This is a genomic window from Streptomyces sp. NPDC006140, assembly GCF_040628815.1.
Lineage (GTDB): Bacteria > Actinomycetota > Actinomycetes > Streptomycetales > Streptomycetaceae > Streptomyces.
On sequence record NZ_JBEXTS010000025.1, the window covers coordinates 79386 to 94919 of the forward strand.

17 protein-coding genes are annotated in these 15534 nt (G+C 71.3%); 4 read left to right on the forward strand and 13 right to left on the reverse strand.

Annotation, left to right across the window (positions count from 1 at the left end; translation table 11 throughout):
• Positions 1 to 357 precede the first annotated feature (357 nt).
• From ABZ386_RS39625 to ABZ386_RS39640, 4 genes are all read left to right on the forward strand, one after another.
• Entirely contained in the window at positions 358 to 789 is a 432-nt protein-coding gene (locus ABZ386_RS39625) for a helix-turn-helix domain-containing protein (protein WP_355720378.1), read from the forward strand.
• A gap of 70 nt (positions 790 to 859) precedes the next feature.
• Positions 860 to 1336: a hypothetical protein gene (locus tag ABZ386_RS39630; protein WP_355720375.1), complete on the forward strand. Its 477-nt coding sequence runs from the start codon at positions 860 to 862 to the stop codon at positions 1334 to 1336.
• On the forward strand, positions 1333 to 2541 hold the full coding sequence (locus ABZ386_RS39635; protein ID WP_355720372.1) for an MAB_1171c family putative transporter: 1209 nt from the start codon (positions 1333 to 1335) through the stop codon (positions 2539 to 2541). Before ABZ386_RS39630 ends, ABZ386_RS39635 begins: the two co-directional genes overlap by 4 nt.
• Positions 2538 to 3986, forward strand: coding sequence for an amidase family protein (locus ABZ386_RS39640; RefSeq protein WP_355720369.1), 1449 nt, complete (start codon positions 2538 to 2540; stop codon positions 3984 to 3986). The genes ABZ386_RS39635 and ABZ386_RS39640 overlap by 4 nt, the downstream gene beginning before the upstream one ends.
• Here the strand turns inward: ABZ386_RS39640 and ABZ386_RS39645 are convergent.
• The 13 genes from ABZ386_RS39645 to ABZ386_RS39705 form a co-directional block, all read right to left on the reverse strand.
• The gene (locus ABZ386_RS39645; protein ID WP_355720366.1) at positions 3964 to 4479 is read right to left on the reverse strand and encodes an ATP-binding protein; all 516 of its coding nucleotides are present in this window, start codon (positions 4477 to 4479) and stop codon (positions 3964 to 3966) included. The genes ABZ386_RS39640 and ABZ386_RS39645 overlap by 23 nt on opposite strands.
• A 60-nt stretch (positions 4480 to 4539) precedes the next feature.
• Positions 4540 to 5391: a phytanoyl-CoA dioxygenase family protein gene (locus ABZ386_RS39650; RefSeq protein WP_355720363.1), complete on the reverse strand. Its 852-nt coding sequence runs from the start codon at positions 5389 to 5391 to the stop codon at positions 4540 to 4542.
• Positions 5388 to 7505 carry a phosphoketolase gene (locus ABZ386_RS39655; protein WP_355720360.1) on the reverse strand — a complete coding sequence of 706 codons (2118 nt, stop codon included), beginning with the start codon at positions 7503 to 7505 and terminating at the stop codon, positions 5388 to 5390. The genes ABZ386_RS39650 and ABZ386_RS39655 overlap by 4 nt, the downstream gene beginning before the upstream one ends.
• Complete coding sequence (locus ABZ386_RS39660) at positions 7495 to 8148, reverse strand: Sua5/YciO/YrdC/YwlC family protein (protein WP_355720357.1); 654 nt, start codon at positions 8146 to 8148, stop codon at positions 7495 to 7497. The genes ABZ386_RS39655 and ABZ386_RS39660 overlap by 11 nt, the downstream gene beginning before the upstream one ends.
• A 14-nt stretch (positions 8149 to 8162) precedes the next feature.
• A complete protein-coding gene (locus tag ABZ386_RS39665) occupies positions 8163 to 8933 on the reverse strand; it encodes a phytanoyl-CoA dioxygenase family protein (protein WP_355720354.1) in 771 nt (256 codons plus the stop codon).
• Positions 8934 to 9009: 76 nt separating this feature from the next.
• Entirely contained in the window at positions 9010 to 9372 is a 363-nt protein-coding gene (locus tag ABZ386_RS39670; RefSeq protein WP_355720351.1) for a hypothetical protein, read from the reverse strand.
• Complete coding sequence (locus tag ABZ386_RS39675; RefSeq protein WP_355720348.1) at positions 9330 to 9791, reverse strand: class I SAM-dependent methyltransferase; 462 nt, start codon at positions 9789 to 9791, stop codon at positions 9330 to 9332. The genes ABZ386_RS39670 and ABZ386_RS39675 overlap by 43 nt, the downstream gene beginning before the upstream one ends.
• Positions 9792 to 9807: 16 nt before the next feature.
• Positions 9808 to 10497 (reverse strand): HAD family hydrolase, encoded by a 690-nt coding sequence (locus tag ABZ386_RS39680; RefSeq protein ID WP_355720345.1) that lies wholly within the window; start codon positions 10495 to 10497, stop codon positions 9808 to 9810.
• Positions 10494 to 10943: a hypothetical protein gene (locus ABZ386_RS39685; RefSeq protein WP_355720343.1), complete on the reverse strand. Its 450-nt coding sequence runs from the start codon at positions 10941 to 10943 to the stop codon at positions 10494 to 10496. The genes ABZ386_RS39680 and ABZ386_RS39685 overlap by 4 nt, the downstream gene beginning before the upstream one ends.
• On the reverse strand, positions 10943 to 11992 hold the full coding sequence (locus ABZ386_RS39690) for an enolase C-terminal domain-like protein (protein ID WP_356505881.1): 1050 nt from the start codon (positions 11990 to 11992) through the stop codon (positions 10943 to 10945). Before ABZ386_RS39690 ends, ABZ386_RS39685 begins: the two co-directional genes overlap by 1 nt.
• Positions 11979 to 13097, reverse strand: coding sequence for a hypothetical protein (locus ABZ386_RS39695; RefSeq protein ID WP_355727381.1), 1119 nt, complete (start codon positions 13095 to 13097; stop codon positions 11979 to 11981). The genes ABZ386_RS39690 and ABZ386_RS39695 overlap by 14 nt, the downstream gene beginning before the upstream one ends.
• Positions 13098 to 13204: 107 nt before the next feature.
• Positions 13205 to 14377: a bifunctional class I SAM-dependent methyltransferase/NUDIX hydrolase gene (locus ABZ386_RS39700; protein WP_355727379.1), complete on the reverse strand. Its 1173-nt coding sequence runs from the start codon at positions 14375 to 14377 to the stop codon at positions 13205 to 13207.
• A 29-nt stretch (positions 14378 to 14406) separates the two neighbouring features.
• A complete protein-coding gene (locus ABZ386_RS39705; protein WP_355727377.1) occupies positions 14407 to 15309 on the reverse strand; it encodes an NUDIX domain-containing protein in 903 nt (300 codons plus the stop codon).
• Between the last annotated feature and the right edge of the window lie 225 nt (positions 15310 to 15534).

Below are 15534 nucleotides of genomic sequence, written 5' to 3' on the forward strand. Positions count from 1 at the left end.
CCGAGAGCGTTCCATTGTGTCCGAATTGGAGCGAGAGTCTGGTATTCCCCGCAGCGGAAATGCGATGTGGATGAGGTGTTTCCACGGTCGCCTCCGCGCTTTCCGATCGAAGATCAAATACGGCCTGCCAGACGTGACTTATGTCGCTGGCGAATGTGGCTTGCGCCACGTCGCCCGGCGTACTCCTGTCGGCAGAAACGGACAGGTCGACCTGAAACAGGCGGTACGCGCCACACGGAAACGTGCTGGTGGGGAAGAACTTTCCATACGTGTGACCGGCGCGTCAAACTGGTGTTTATGGCGGGGTAGGGTGGCTGAAGTTGCGAGGAAGCCCGCCCTGGAAAGGATCATGGAAGAGTGACCGAAGGTCAGGTGAGCCCCAGGGGGCTCATGGATCGCCTAAACCGCCTGTTCGACACTGTGCACCCGCCCGATCGCGGCCCTTACAGCAACGCTGAAGTGGCCGAACTGATGGAGAAGCGAGGGCTGGGCAAGCTGTCGGGGCAGTACCTGTGGCTCTTGCGGACCGGGCGGCGCGATAACCCGACGAAGCGTCATCTCGAAGCGCTCGCAGGGTTCTTCGGTGTGGATCCCGCCTATTGGTTCGACGATGCTGTCGCCGAAAAGACCGTGCAGGAACTTGAGTTGCTCGCGCTGCTTCGCGACGCGAAGATCAAGAACGTTCTTCTTCGCCTGTCCGACGTCTCTGCAGACGGAAAGGATGCCGTCCTGGGGATCGTTGAGAGCGTACGAAAATCCGAGGGGTTGCCGCCCTCAACTGGCGCGTAAACGGCCGCAGTTCAGTAAATGATCAAGGAAAGCAATGTGGTCTGCACGTAGGCTGCGCCGGCCTGACCTCTTGGCCGAGCTGAAGCTCCCGCACGTCACCAATATCCGCGACCTCAGCGACGAGGTCTCTCGCCGCACGGGACGGACGGTGGTCCTAGAGCCCCGGGAGCAGGCGCCCTCGGTGTGCGGGGCATGTGCCGTTACAGAGAGTGCCGTCCACGTTTTCTACGACCCGTGGACCAGCGTCCTGCACCAGGACCACATCATCGCCCACGAGTTCAGCCACCTATTGCTCGGCCACCACGAGAACCGACCGGTCTCCGCGCTGGCTCCGGCCTTCATCACCAGCGTGGACCCGGCCACCGTGCAGATGATGTTGGGGCGCACCAAGTACGACGAGGACGAGGAGCGAGACACCGAACTCCTGGCATCGCTACTCCAGCGCCGGATCATCGACCGGTGGTTGCGCAGCGACGAGTCCTCCGGGGACGAAGTGCAGGATCGGGTCACGCACACGCTGCTGCGCCGACGGGAGACCCGGCCGTGAAGGACCTGCTCCACCCGATCAGCCTCGTCGTCGCGACGCTCGGCTTCCTCTGCCTCCTGCGGGACGTGCCCACGCGGCGCCGCGACCCCGCCTCCGCCGCGCTGGCCGCTGTCTTCCTGCTGTCAGGGCTCTCGTTCCTGTTCTCCATCACGCCGATGTGGAACTACCTCGACCGCGTGCTCGGCACCGTCAACATCTCCGTGCCCCTCGCGCAGGGCTGCGTGGTCGCGCTCCTGGCCTGCCAACAGGTGGTCCTCACCTACTGGGGATCCCCGCCCGAGGTAGCCCGCCGGCGCAGTCGCCGCTGGCTCTGGGCCGGCTTCGCGGTGATCGCCGGGCTGCTGGTGCTGTTCGCCCTGCTGACGCCCAACGCGCCGCACCCGATCGACTTCACGCTCTACTACGCGCACGACGACTGGTACGCCGCGTACCTCACCCTGTACGTCACGGCCTACACCATCGGCGAAGTCTTCCTCGCCCGCGCCTGCTGGCGCCTGGCCCGCCGCAGCACTCGCGGGTCCGTCCGCGTCGGCCTGCGCATCGTCGCCCTCGGCGCGACCGTCACCCTCGGATACAGCGCCGTCCGCATCGGCAACGTGATCGCCGGCGCCTTCGACACCTCCCTCGCGGAATGGGAGGGCTTGGCCTGGACCTGCGGCGATGTCGGCGCCATGCTCACGCTGATCGGCTGGCTCGTGCCCACCATCAGCGACCAGGCCCAGAGCGTCCGGTACCGGATCAAGCAGTACCGCAGCTACTACGGCCTGCGCACCCTATGGCTGGCCTTCTACAGCGAGGCACCCGAGATCGAGCTGCCGATCGACAGGGTCGACCCGGCCCAGCGGCGCCGCTTCCGTCGCATCTCGATCCGGCTCTACCGCCGAGCCGTCGAGATCCGGGACGGCCGCTTCGTGATCCGCCAGTACCTCGACGCCGCCGTCCGAGAGGCCAGCGAAGCCCGTCACCGGGCCCGAGGGCTTCACGGAAAGGAGCTGTCCGCGGCCGTCACGGCGGACCAGATCCTCGCCGGAATCGCCGCCAGGGCCGTCGGCGCCCGCCCGGAACCCGGCCAGCTCACCGAGTTCGCCGACTTCGAACGCCAGACCACCAGTCCCATGGATGACATCGACGCTCTCCTCGACGTCGCGCGCCACCTGCCCCGCCAGCCCGCACGAGCCCCCCACCTTGAGCGAGTCTCCGCATGACGAACGACCTCACCCACCAGCCCGCCCACGTCCAGCTCCGGGCCCTGGACCGCGGCGAGATCTCCAGCCGCGAACTGCTCGACCTGCACCTCGCCCAGATAGACGCCAGCCAGATCAACGCCGTCGTCACGCGCGACGACAGCACGGCCCGAGCCGCCGCGCACGCAGCCGACGAACGCCGCGCCCGCAGCGAGAGCACCGGCGTCCTCAACGGCCTACCCCTCACGATCAAGGACAGCTTCGAGACGGCCGGCCTGCGCACCACCAGCGGCGCCGAAGACCTCGCCGAGCACGTCCCCACACGCGACGCCGACGCGGTCGCCCGGCTCCGCCACCAAGGTGCCGTCATCATGGGCAAGACCAACACTCCGGCGTACTGCCAGGACCTGCACACCGACAACGCCCTGTTCGGCCCCACGCTCAACCCGCACGACCCCAAGCACACCACCGGCGGCTCCTCCGGAGGCCCCGCCGCAGCAGTCGCCGCACACCTGACCCCCGCCGACCTCGGCAGCGACCTCGCCGGCTCCCTGCGGCTCCCCGCCCACTACTGCGGCGTCTACGGCCTGCGCCCCACCCACGGACTCATCCCAGCCCGCGGCCACATCCCCCGCCCGCCGGGATGGATCACCAGCAGCGACATGGTCACCCCCGGCCCCCTGGCCCGCCACCCCCGCGACCTCGACATGCTCCTCGCCGCACTGACGACACCGTCACCCGACGAGAACACCCCCTGGAGCGTCACGCTGCCCACGGCGCAGCGCCCGATCGGCCAGCTCCGCGTGGCGGTGTGGGCCGACGACGCGAGCTGCCCCGTCGACCGCAACATCGCCGATGCTGTCGCCGCCCTCGAAGGGACACTCGCCTCCGCCGGCGCCAGTGTCCACCGCACTGCGGGGCCGGTCCGCTTCGCCGAATCCCTCCGCCTCTTCGAGCAGCTCCTCCACGCCACCACGACGGCCGCCACCGACGATGCCGCCGGCGCGGCCGAACTCGCCGCCGCCCGTGACCTGCACACGGACGACGCGAGCCCACGGGCCGCCATCCTCCGCCACCGCACGCAGACACACCGCGCCTGGCTCCGCGCCAACGAGGAGCGCCTCCGGCTCCGGCAGACGTGGCACCGGTTCTTCGCCGACGGTCAGTACGACGTCCTCATTACGCCCGCCGCTCCCACCGCGGCGATCCCAGCCGGGAGCCGTTCTCTCACGGTCGACGGCGTCGAACGGAGCTTCTTCGACCAGACCGGCTGGGCCAACCTCACCAGCCACGTCGGTCTGCCCAGCCTGGTCATGCCTATTGCGCATGGCGCCGACGGCCTCCCGATCGGTGTGCAGCTCGTGGGACCGGCCTATTCGGACCGGACCCTGCTCGTGATGGCCGAGCACCTGGCGCCCCTGCTCGGAGGGACGGCCGAGGGCGTCATCGCACCACGGAGCGGATGACCTCTACGTCACCGTTGTAAGTGACTGCGTCTTCATCGGCGGTAGGCGGTTCGAACCGAGCGAAGAAGTCGTCCAAGGCTTCGGGAGTGACGGTCAAGGCATTGGCGTCTCGACGCTGGTTGCGTGCGGCGAGGCGCCGCAGGAGGACCTCCTTGGACGCTGGCAGGTAGACGAGCAGTGGGCGTCCTCCCACGGCCCGGACGGTCTTCTTCCACTCGTCGCGATCGGAACGACGCCAGAGGCCGTGGTCGAGGACGATGGACCGGCCGGCGCGCAGCAGCTCCATAAGCTGCGCCCGTACGGTCTCGACCGCGGGTGCCTCGCGCTCGAAATACTCGTGCTCGGGGTAGTCGACGCCGTACCGGCCGTGGAGGCGGTGAACCTCCTCGTCAACGCTGAGACGGACAATGCCCCTCGCGGAGAGGGCCTGTGCAAGGTGCGTCTTGCCGGAGCCGGTGATCCCGATGAGCAGGACGGCGGTCGACTCGCTCACGATGTCGTGCTCCCTCGTGGTGCTCGTACCGGTGGGTTCGTTGGGGGCTTACCCCTGGCTCTAGCGGCAGTGTGCAACAGACGGGCCGGACTGCCACCACGAGCGCATAGGGGCGGCTCCGCTGCCCTTGGCGAGGGATCCGTCCGGGTGGCGGTCGGGCAGGCCCAAGAGCTGCTGTTCTATGGAGGTGAGAGCGGGGTCCGCTTGAAGTTCCGTGGCCGGGTCGTCGACGGGGTGGAGCCAGCGATACCCGTACTGGAGCATCAGGGCGATGCGGGGCCGGCCGGAGAGGTTGATGCCTCCGGTGTGCCAGGTCCGGTTCTCGAAGAGAACTGCGTCGGTTCCGGTGATGTCGGGGGTGACGGCGCCGAGTGGGTCGATGGCGCCGGCGGGGACGACGGGCTCGTCGGTAAGGCGGTGGCTGCCGGGGAAGAACATGGTCAGCCCGCAGTCGGGGGTGACGGGGGTGAGGTAGTGGGCGGCTTTGATCGCCATGCGGGGGGTGTGGGGGAAGCCGAGGTCGGCGGTGACGCCGTACATGTCGCGGTGCCAGCCGTGGCGTCCGGGGATGCGGATGGTGCGGGGCGGGCCGCTGGGCAGGGCGATGAGGTGGGCCGACAGCAGGTGGATGTTCGGGCTGAGGAGGTGGACGACGGTGGGCAGGACGGCCGGGTTGGCGAGGAGCGGGAGGAAGGCAGGGTCGAGGTTGAGGCATCCGCGGAAGCCGTCCTTGCCGTCGCCTCCTCGGTCGCGGCCCTGGGTGATGTCGCTGGCCAGCAGCTTCTCGGCGGCGGTCAGGAGCCGGTCGCGCAGGTCCGGGGTGATCGCGTCGCGGACGACCGCGTACCCGTCGCGTTCGAAGGTGTCGATGGTGCCGGCGTCGGGGGCGACGGGTGGGAGCGGGGTGCTCATGCCGGTACTTCCTTCGGGGTGTTGGTGAGGGTGGTCGCGAGCTGCCACAGGCCGGGGTCGTCGAGGCCGCAGTGCTGGCGGAGGTGGGCCTGGGAGACGGGGCGGCCGGGGTCGCAGTAGCCGAGGACGGTGAGCCGGGGCCCGGGGTGGCGGCGTCCGAGGAGGGCGTGGATGTCGGCCGGGTGCCCGCTGGTGGCCAGGACGATCGGCGCCCGGGTGCCGAAGTGGCGGGCGAACGCGTCCGGGGCGAGGGCGAGGGGGCGGGTGCCGTCCTCGGCGAGGGCCGTGAGGTCGTGGACGTGGACGTACCGCAGGCGCAGGTCCGGGCGTTCGGCGCGCAGCCGCCGGGCGAGGGTGGTCAGGGCCTCGGCGGGCAGGTCGCCGGCGGAGGCGAGGATCAGGTCGGGCTCGCCGGGGCCGGGGTGGGCCAGGTGGGGCCAGATCGCGATGCCGTGCCGCAGTTCCTCGTCAAGGGTCTCCAGTGGATGGTGGACGGTCGTGTGCTTGCCGGCGACGACGATCGTGCACCGGCCGAGCTTGCGCAGGGCGAAGGTGAGTGCGGCGGCGGTGCGCGCGGGGTCGGCGGGGGTGAGGACGTGGAGCGTGGGGTCGCCGCCGGCCAGAAGTGCCGAGGTGAGGCTGGGGTTTTGGTGGGTGAGGGTGTTGTGCCAGCCCAGGCTGGTCAGGAGGTAGACCAGGCTGGGCAGCGGGGCGAGCCCCGCGTGCCGACGCACGGACCGGTGCTTGAGCTGCTGCTGGATGAGGCTGAGGGTGATCGGCGCGAACGCCTCGTAGGTGGCGACGAGGGCGTGCCGGCCGGTCTCCGTGTAGCCCTGGGCCCAGGCGTGGCACAGTTCCTCGCTGAGCACTTCCACCGTCCACGGCACCGGGCGCCCGTCATCGTCGGTGAGGTCGAGGCGGTTGGAGGGCAGCTCGTCGGGGCTGAACACGCGGAACGGGCCCTGCTCGGCGCGGGCCCGCAGGACCTCGGGGACCACCTCCGTGAACGGGCGGCCGGCGGCGCGGTCGGCGACCTGGGCGGAGGCGGCGACACAGCCGCGCGGCGCCGCGAGGCCGTCGGGCTCGGGCCGGGACAGAGGGAGCGCGGGCAGCAGGTGCGGTTGGGGTCGGCCGCTGGAGGTGAGGAGCTGGTTGGGCTGGTAGGAGGCCAGCCAGTCGGCGAGCGCGTCGAACTCGGCGGGCACACCGGCCGGGTCGCGCAGCGGCGTCTTGTGGACCGCCGGGGTGCCGGCGAGGTGTGCGGGGGCGCCGTAGCCCTTGTCCAGGGTGAGGACCAGGACGCTCGACGGTCCCGGAATGCCCAAGGGCGCGGCGGCGCCGAGCGCTTCGGCCACCGCCTGGCGGAGCTGGCCGACGTCGAGCCCGTCGCTGTAGACGGGCCGGTGGCCAAGTCCGGCGAAATAGGCGGTGAGTTCGGCGCGGCTCAGGGTGGACAGCAGGCTCTTGCCGCCCATGCGCAGCCCGTTAAGCAGGACGACGGGAAGGACGGTGCCGTGGTCGCCCGTACCGTGCAGTGCGCGGGTGGCGAGCCAGGAGGCGGCGGTCGTTCCGGTCTCGCACTCGCCGTCGCCGATCAGGACCACGGCCAGCCGATGGGGCGCGTCGAGGACGGTGCCCTGCCCGATCGCGAGGGCGGGGCAGAGCTGGCCTCCGGTGTGCAGGTGGCCGGGGATCATCGGGGTGATCTCCCCGCCGATGCCGGCCCGGGGGAAGCCGGCGACGAGTGCGTGCAGTCCGGCCTCGTCCTGGCGCAAGCCCGGGTGGGCGTGGCCGAGTCGGCCGGTGAGGTAGGCGTGGGCGAGGGCGGAGGGGCCGGCGTGCCCGGCGCCGTGCAGGACGTGCAGCTCGTAGCCGTCGGGGACGGTCGCCTGGAGCGGGCCCAGGGCGGCGAGCATCCGGTTGACGGGCGGGCACACTCCCCAGTGGCCGGCCGGTCGCGTCTTGACGTCGGCCGGGGTCAGGGGTCGGGCCAGGCGCGGGTTGTCGCGCAAATAGAGCTGGGCGAGACAGAGGTAGTCGAGCGCGTCGGCGACGGCGGCCACCGACGCGTCGGGCACCAGGCGGTTCGTCCGACGGGCGAGGTCAGCCCACATGCGGTCCTCCTGCCGGGGCGAGAGCGGCTTCGACGGCGCGGACGTGGACGGTGCCCTCCCGCTCCAGGCGCGCTGCGGCGCCCGCGGGGCAGTCGACGATGGTCATGTGCCGGCCGTGCGGGCAGATCCCGCCGTCGACGACCGCGGCGATCCCGGCCCCCATGGTCCGCTCGAAGACGGCGACCTGGCCGGCGGTGAGCGCCGGGTAATCCTTTTCGCCGGCGGCGGGGGTGGAGATGCTGCACACGGCGGCGGCCAGCGGTTCGCCGGCCAGGGCGACGAGCTGGCCCAGTATTCCGTCGGGGCATTCGACGAGCGCCGGGGAGCCGACCGCCGCGACAGGCTCCACCTCGGGCTTCCACGGAAGACGCAGCGCGAGGTCCCCCGGCCACAGGCCGCCTGTCAGCAGGCGGGCGCCGGCGCTCAGGTCGAACAGGGTCTCGGCCGTGGCCGGGGAGTCGAGCAGGAGCACCAGCGGCTTGGCGGTGGGACGCTGCTTGGCGCTGAAGACCGCGTTCGTGGCGGCGGGGTCGGCGGCGCGGGCACACAGCATGTACCAGCGGGGGGTGGGCACGGCGACCATCTGTCCGGCGGTCAGGAGTCGGGCCCCGTGGGGGAGCTGGGCGGGGGTGAGGACGTCCACGGCGCTCTCCCCTCTCACACGGTGCCGGGACGGGCGAGGGCGGCGAGCGCCGGGTACTCCAGCCACGGGTCCGACAGAGCGCGCCGGGCGAGGTCGGGGTGCTGGGCGTGGCCGACGCGGAAGTACGCCATCACCCTCGGGGTGCTGCTCGCGTTGATGCCGACCCGGTGCGGGACTAAGTGGTGCATCACGACCACGTCGCCGGGCTCGGCGGTGAGAGCGGTGCCGTCCTGGGCGTCGATGTCGTCGGGAGTCTGGGCCGGCTGCCCCAGGACCCAGTCCGTGGCGAAGTAGTCGGCCATCCGGTAGTGCCCGCCGGGCACGTAGTGCAGAGCGCCGGCGTCCGCGGTGGAGCTGCCGTCCAGGACGACGCCGGCGATGAAGGTGAACGTGCGTAGGTCTCGCGGTTCCAGGTGGGGGCAGGAGACACCGTCGACGTGCATCCGCTTCACGGGCTGCTGCGCGCCGTGCGGAAGCCGGATCTGGATCTGCGCCCGGGTGACCGGGGCGGGCCTCGCGGGCCGCAGCAGGTCTCCGGCCAACTCCGCCAGGCCGCTTCGCCGGTACAGGGCGAGGAGGTCGGGGTGCTCCTCCAGCTCGGGGGCGAAGCTGCGTTCGGTGTAAGCGGTGAGCCGCGCGGGGTCGTACGCCTCGGCCAGCCAGCCGCCGACGAGGGCGCGCGCCTTGGACAGGACGGCGCCGTGGACCAGGCCACGGCGTATGACGACGCCGTCGTCGACGAACCGGCGCCGCTCGTCGTCGCTCCACGTCACAGGACTGGGCATGGTGGATCTCCTTCCGGAGGGAGACGGGGCCGGGGCGGGAAGGGGGGCCGCCCCGGCGCGAAGGGGGAGGAGCGGGTCAGCCGCGCCGGCCGAGGACGATCTGGAAGGAGGCAGGCTCGATCAGGCCGCCGCCGGCGGCGGCGTGCTCGTCGAGCAGAGCCCGGGCGCGGCGCTCGAAGTCGTCGACCCGCTCGCCGAACAGCGGCCGGGCGGCGAAGGAGGTCGAGTACAGGTAGCCGATCACCCTCTCGGTGCTCCACTCCCGCTCGACGGCGACGGTGTGCTCCTCGACCTGGCCGAACGCGGACTCGGCGAGGATCTCGCGGTAGGGCCGGTTGTGCGCCGCGTACTTCTTGCCCACCCCGGCCCGCCGCTCCTTGCCCAGGTACTCCTGAATCAGGGCGCGCAGGGCGTCGGTCCAGCGGAGCGCGCGGTCCACAGGCTGCCGTCGCCCATGACCGCGACGGTCGCGTCCGGCGCGGTCATGTCCTCCAGACGCGACAGCACCACGTCCTGGTCCATCCAGTGGAAGGCGCGGCAGACCGTGACAAGGTCGGCCCGGTAAGAGGCGAGTGGGGTGAACGCCTCGGCCGGAGCGTTGTGCAGGCGGACAGTGAGCGGCAGCCCGGCGAGCGCCTTGTCGGCCTCGGCGAGCATGCCCGCGTCCTGCTCGACGACGTCGATCTCCGTCATCGCCCCGGCCAGGGCCAGGGGGACTTGCCCGGTACCGGACCCGAGGTCGAGCAGGGCCCGGTGCTCCTTGCCGGCCACCCGCTGAGCGAGCAGCTTGACGGCTTCCTTCGGGATCCCGGGCCGGTAGGCGGCGTAGTACGGGGCGGTGGTGTCGAACTGGCTCACGGGGTAGAACTCCTGATCATCTGGATTGACGGAAGGGCGGAAGGACGGTCTGCTCGATGTGGTCGACCGCACGGGTGAGGTCCGGTACGACCGTGACCCGGCCGGGGTACTCGGCCAGCAGCCGGAGTGCCTCGGACGACGGCGGGCGCGAGGTGATCCACAGGGCGTGGGCTCCGGCGGCGAGGGCCCCGCGTACGTCGTAGTCGAGGCTGTCGCCGACGTGCAGCACCTCCGCGGGGTCGCGGCCGTGCAGTCGAGCGACAGTCGCCACGGCGCGCGGGTCCGGCTTGGCGAACCCGAGTTGCCACGACGGGTGATGGGCCCGGAGGTGGGGGGCGAGGAGGGCTGCGACGTCGGTCTCCTGCTCGTCCCAGTGGCTCACGTTCGACAGGGTGACCACCGGCACGACCCGGGCGATCCGTGCCACCGCCTCCACCGCGCCGGGCCACAGGGCGAAGCCGGGCGGACAGTGGTCCTGGGGGAAGGCGGACGGCGCGATCCTCAGAGCGGCACACACCGTCTGCGGCGCTGTCGCATCGCTGCGCGGGTCCAGGGCGTGCAAAATCTGCTGAGCGACCTTCTTCGCCTGCCGGGCCGGGAGCGGGGACAGCTCCACGAGGCGCTGCGTCAGCGTCGTCCCGGACGGCTCGCCCAGGGTGTATCCGACGTCGAGGCTCACCAGCCGCACCGGGGCCGCCGTGCTCACGAACGACCCGCCAGAGCCGCGATGATCATGTCGATCCGTTCTGTGCGCACGAGGCCAGGGCCAGCCTCGCCGAGGAAGGTCAGCAGATGCCGGGCTTCGGCCGGCGACCAACTGCTGGTGTCGACACCGGCCTCGGCAGCGGCCCGGGCGAGGTCGTCGGGGATCGTCGGCGGACGCGCGCCGTGCGGTAACAGCAGCGTGCCGCTCCACCCCTCTCCGGCCTGCCCCTGCGGCAGGGCAGGGTCGAGGGGCGCAAGGACGGTGACGTCGTCGAAGGTGAGGATCCGGACCGGGAGTTCAGGCAGGTACACCGGCCGGTCGAGGCGAAGGGTCGTGGACAGGAAGGTGTCGTGTCCGCTAAGCCGCTCGTCCACGACGAACAGGACCTTCTCCTCGCGCTGCTCCAGGCGGCCGTGGACCGCCAGCTCGCCCGTGTGCCTGGGCATTACCGGCGCACCTCCATCCCGAGACCGGGCCGGTCCGGGATAGCGACGTGCCCGCCGTCCGGCCGGAGCGTGCCGCACAGTGCCCGCTGGCGGCGCGGCTCCCACACCACCTGGTACTCCACCGCGCCCGACACGTGCGGAAACGCGGCGGCCAAGTGCACGGCGGGCAGGAACGCCCGGCCGTGCAGGTGGACGGGCACCTTCGCGTCGTGTGCGGCGCCGAGCCAGCCCTGCGCCTCGGTGATCCCGCCGCACCACACCGCGTCGAACGTGAACGCCTCCGGCCGGCAGTGCTCCAGCAGGACCCTGGCGTCCTCCGGATGGGACAGCCGCTCGCCGAATGCGACCCTCAGCCCCTCCGTCTGTCGGTGCAGCTGTCGGTACGCGGCCTGCTCGGTTCGCGGGAGCGGGTCCTCCACCCAGCGCACCGTCTCCGGAGTGAGGAGCGGTGCGACCTCCATGGTCCGCAGATGCCCCCATGCGCCCAGGGCGTCCACTGCCACACTGTCCCCCGCCCACTTCGCCGCCCGCTCGGCCAGCAGCGCCATCTCGGCGGCTTCAGCGCCGCGCAGGGCCCACTTGGTGAAGGCGAACCCCCCATCGGCGGTGGCCTTGACGGACGCGGGGGCCGACGTGGAGGTCAGGTCCAAGGAGAGCCAGGAGGCGTAGACCGGCACTCGCGGCGCGGGCCGGTCGCTGAGCAGGGCCGCGACCGGGAGGTCGACGAGTCGGCCGTGCAGGTCCCACACCGCGCAGTCCAGCGCCCCGACCGCCCAGCGCCCGAGCCCCGCCGCGTGCGGGCCGAGGCCGGCCAAGAGCCTGCGCAGCAGACCCGTGTGGTCGGCCACGGGGTGCCCCAGAGCGCTCTGCCCAAGCCGGGTGGCGACGAGCGCGGCGGGCAGCTCGTCGACCGGGGCGAATACCCCGGTCACTCCGCCGGCCTCGACCACGATCGCGAACCGGCTGTCGCCAGCCTTCCACGGACCCGCCCCGCTCTCGTCGAGGCGCTCGACCCGCACCCGGTCGATGACCGCGTCAGCGGGGTCCATCGACGAGGTCCTCTCCCGCGTAGGTGAAGTACCACAGCGGCCGGTAGCACTCCCAGCCCACCGGCCGTAGCCCGGTCGGTGCCATGGCCCGCTCGATCGCCGTACGCGCCTGCAGGTAGTACTCCAGGCTCTCCGCGCCCGGCGTCCCCATCCCCTGCATCATCACCGTGTGCGCCTGGAAGACCTGGAAGTTCGGGAACGCGGTGACCTCGCCCGCCAGTGCGTTCACCCCGCCCACGAGGTCCTCCATCGGGTCCAGCCCGACGATGTACGTGTATGAGGTATCCAGCCCCGCCGCCCGCGCCCGCATCAGCAGGTCCGGCATCTGCTCCGGCCGAAGGTCGGCCTTGGTCGCCTTCATCAGTGCCTCCCGCCGGGTGAAGTGCTCGGCTGTCAGCCTGAGCACGAACGGTGACACCTGCGACGCGATGGTCTCGAACGCCTCGTCGCTGCGCAGCACGGAGGTGAGGAAGCCGATCCGAGCCTTGACGCCGGCCCGCTCCAGAGCGGGCCGCAGGGCGGTTAGGTGCGCGACGGCCGCCTCCTCCCGCTCGAAACAGCCGGTGGAGACGGTGACCTCGGTCAGCTCGGCCAGGCTGCGGCGGGGATGCTGCTCGCCGAGGGCGTGCAGCAGGGCGTCGAGCCCCTGGTCTTCCTGCATCCTCGGATCGGCGGAGGCCTCCAGGGTGTTCGGGCACCAGCCGCACCCGACGCACCGGCTGCGGGCGTTGGGGTTGAGGGTCGCGGCGCGGCCGTCGTTGCGGAAGTACCCTCCGACCGCCTCGTCGGCATCGATGCGCCCGACGTGCGCGACCACCTCGCCGTTCAGCGACAGCTCGTCGCCCCGGAGCCGGAAGGGGCTGGCCGGCTGGTTCAGCGGGACGATGATCTGCCAGAGGGCATCGGGGCGGCACACGAGGCGAAGGTTGACCCGGGCCCGGTGACGGTCCTGGTCGGAGGTGATCCCGTACAGGTTGACGGCGATCAGCAGCACGTCCTCGACGGGGACTCCGTGGCGCAAGGCAGCCTGCTCCAGATGACGCAGGCGGTCGGTGCCGGCGGCGCCGTCCGAGGATATGGACCGGCGCATGGAGAGATGCGGCATGGGGGACTCCAACTTGAGCTCGGCGGTGGGGTGTTGCAACCGGGGGTGCCGCACCCGCGTCGTGTCGCGGGAAGGCATCGGTGTCGGCTGTTGTGCCAATGCGCCGCCTACTTGGCTGGGGCGAAGGCAGTGAAGTGCGCCGGCGGGTGGTCGATGGCCAGGTCGGGTCGCCAGGCGGTGAGGATCTGGGCGCTGCATACGAACAGGCCGTCGGGGAGCTGATCGAGCGGAGACCACGCCCCGTCGCCGACGCTCTCGTCCGGCTGCGTGGCCGGCTGCCCGTGCCAGGCGTGGACGAGCGCGCCGACGGTGACCCGCAGGACACCAGCGACGTGATCGATGAGCGTACCCAGGAGCCCCACGTCCTCGGAGCGAGCGACCAGACCGGTCTCCTCGGCGAGTTCGCGGATCACCGTGTCCTCGAAGTATTCCCCGGCCTCCACGATGCCGCCAGGCAGTTCGAGGGTGCCGCGGCGGTGCAGGCCCAACAGGATGCCCTGTTCGCTGAGCAGGATCGCCCCGACGCCGACGGCCGCGTGTGCCGCTGGCGCTCGGGTGCTGCGGGGTCGGCTGGAGACTCGCGCCGGCCGTGCGGGCAGGCGCCGGGCGCGGATGAGCTGCTGGATGACCGTGGCGCTGTTGTCGGGGTGCGGTAGCAGGTCGATGGCCTCGACGCGGAAGCCGTACTCGGTGAGCAGCTCCTCCCACAGCTGCGGTGCCAGGACCCACATCTGTGTCGGCAGGGGTGGGTCGTCGCGCAGCAGGATCATCTGCTCGCGCGGCGCCACTTCCGTGGACGGACCGCGGCCGTGCAGGTCGGTGTGCAGGAGCGAGAGGATCAAGGGGGCGCCCGGACGCAGGCCGTCGCGCAGTGCCGGCAGCGAGCGGTGCGGGTCGATGAAGACGAGCGTCCCGATCGCGTACGCGGCGTCGAACGGCTCGGCTCCGGCCAGGTACTCGGTCACATCTGCTTGGACGAACTCCACGCCGTCAACGTCGGCGTGGGCGGAGACGGCGCGTTCATGCTGGGTCGGGAACAGCTCGATGCCGGTGACGCGGGCTCCGTGAGCCTGGACGAGGTGGACGGCGTGGTGGCCGGCTCCGGACCCGATGTCCAGGACCCGGCGGCCGGCGATGTCACCGAGGACTTCTGCACCCGGTCCGATCCCTTCCCAGGGCGTCCAGCCGAGCTGGTCGGGGATGGGCGGCGTGTAGGCGCGTGCCAGTTGTCTCTGGCCGTAGATCTGCCAGGCGCGGGTGTTGGTGTCCTCGGCGGGCACGGTTGCCTCCTGGGTGGAAATGTTGGGGGTCAGGTGTGCGTGATCAGGTAGGCGGGGCCCTCGCCGCGCCGGGCTCGTTCGATGGCGTCGAGACGGGCGAAGGCGCGCGGAGCCATCAGTTCCTGCCAGGTCGCGAGGTCGTGGACGGCCCACATGTCGTGCTCGGCGGGATCGAGGCGGATCCGGCCGAGCTGGCCGGCGGTCAGCTGCCCTCCGTCGAAGATGAGCCCCACCTTGTTCAGCGGCAGCCGGGGCCCGGCGTGCAGGAAGTGCGTCAGGAGCAGCTTCGGCGTGTCCAGGCCGAGTTCGAGGCCCGTCTCCTCGACCGCCTCGCGCCGGGCGGTCTGCAGCGGGTCCTCGCCTGGGGCGTCCAGGTTGCCACCCGGGAACTGCCAGAGTCTCGAGCCGTAGACCGAGCGCAGTTGGACCGGCCGGTCGTTCTCGTCGCGGATGTACAGGCAGCCGTACACCGTGTGGTGGGGGACGGTCTGCGCGTACTGCGTGGGCGTCATCGGCATGGGGCGGCCGGGCCGGGCCGGGCGGTGGTCGAACGCGAGGGCGAGAACGCCGAGGGCTTCCTTGGCCGGCGAGTAGATGCTGCGGAGGTTGGCGAGCAGCTCTCCGGGCGGCCCGTCCGGGTCGATGCGCACGGTGTCCTCCGAGCTGAGCAGATCCTCGAAGGAGTGGTACGGGGTGATCCGCTTAACGATGACGTCGAGTTCCCGCCCGGTGTCCCGGTCGTGGAAGACGACCGTGTCACCGACTGCGACGGCGCGCTTCTGCGGGGTGGCCACCCTCACTTCGATCGTCTTGCGGCCTGCTTCCACTTGGCGGTAGTACCGCCCGAGCAGGTGCATGTGGTGCTCTTGTGGTTCACCTCCGGTCGCCGGACTCGGGACGGCTGGGATCGCCTGCTGGGTCTCGTCAGGCACGCGTGCCTCCGTTCGATGCGGTCCGTCCGTTGCGGCCTTGGGATCGCAGGCGCGCCAGGGTGCGGTGGCCGCGCTCCTGTGGTTCCGGATCGGCGTGGGTGGCGAGAAAGTGGACGAGGATGCCGGCTTGCTAGGAGTTGTCGTCAAATGTCACGCCCACATCAGCAGCGATGCGAGGGTGACGGCGGCTTGGTAGGACTCGGCGGTCTTGTCGTAGCGGGTGGC

Coding starts and splice junctions, on each gene's coding strand:
- ABZ386_RS39690 (WP_356505881.1), bottom strand. CDS start 11,992: ATGGACCCCGCTGACGCGGTCATCGACCGGGTGCGGGTCGAGCGCCTC.
- ABZ386_RS39695 (WP_355727381.1), bottom strand. CDS start 13,097: ATGCCGCATCTCTCCATGCGCCGGTCCATATCCTCGGACGGCGCCGCC.
- ABZ386_RS39640 (WP_355720369.1), top strand. CDS start 2,538: ATGACGAACGACCTCACCCACCAGCCCGCCCACGTCCAGCTCCGGGCC.
- ABZ386_RS39655 (WP_355720360.1), bottom strand. CDS start 7,505: ATGTGGGCTGACCTCGCCCGTCGGACGAACCGCCTGGTGCCCGACGCG.
- ABZ386_RS39685 (WP_355720343.1), bottom strand. CDS start 10,943: ATGCCCAGGCACACGGGCGAGCTGGCGGTCCACGGCCGCCTGGAGCAG.
- ABZ386_RS39665 (WP_355720354.1), bottom strand. CDS start 8,933: ATGCCCAGTCCTGTGACGTGGAGCGACGACGAGCGGCGCCGGTTCGTC.
- ABZ386_RS39650 (WP_355720363.1), bottom strand. CDS start 5,391: ATGAGCACCCCGCTCCCACCCGTCGCCCCCGACGCCGGCACCATCGAC.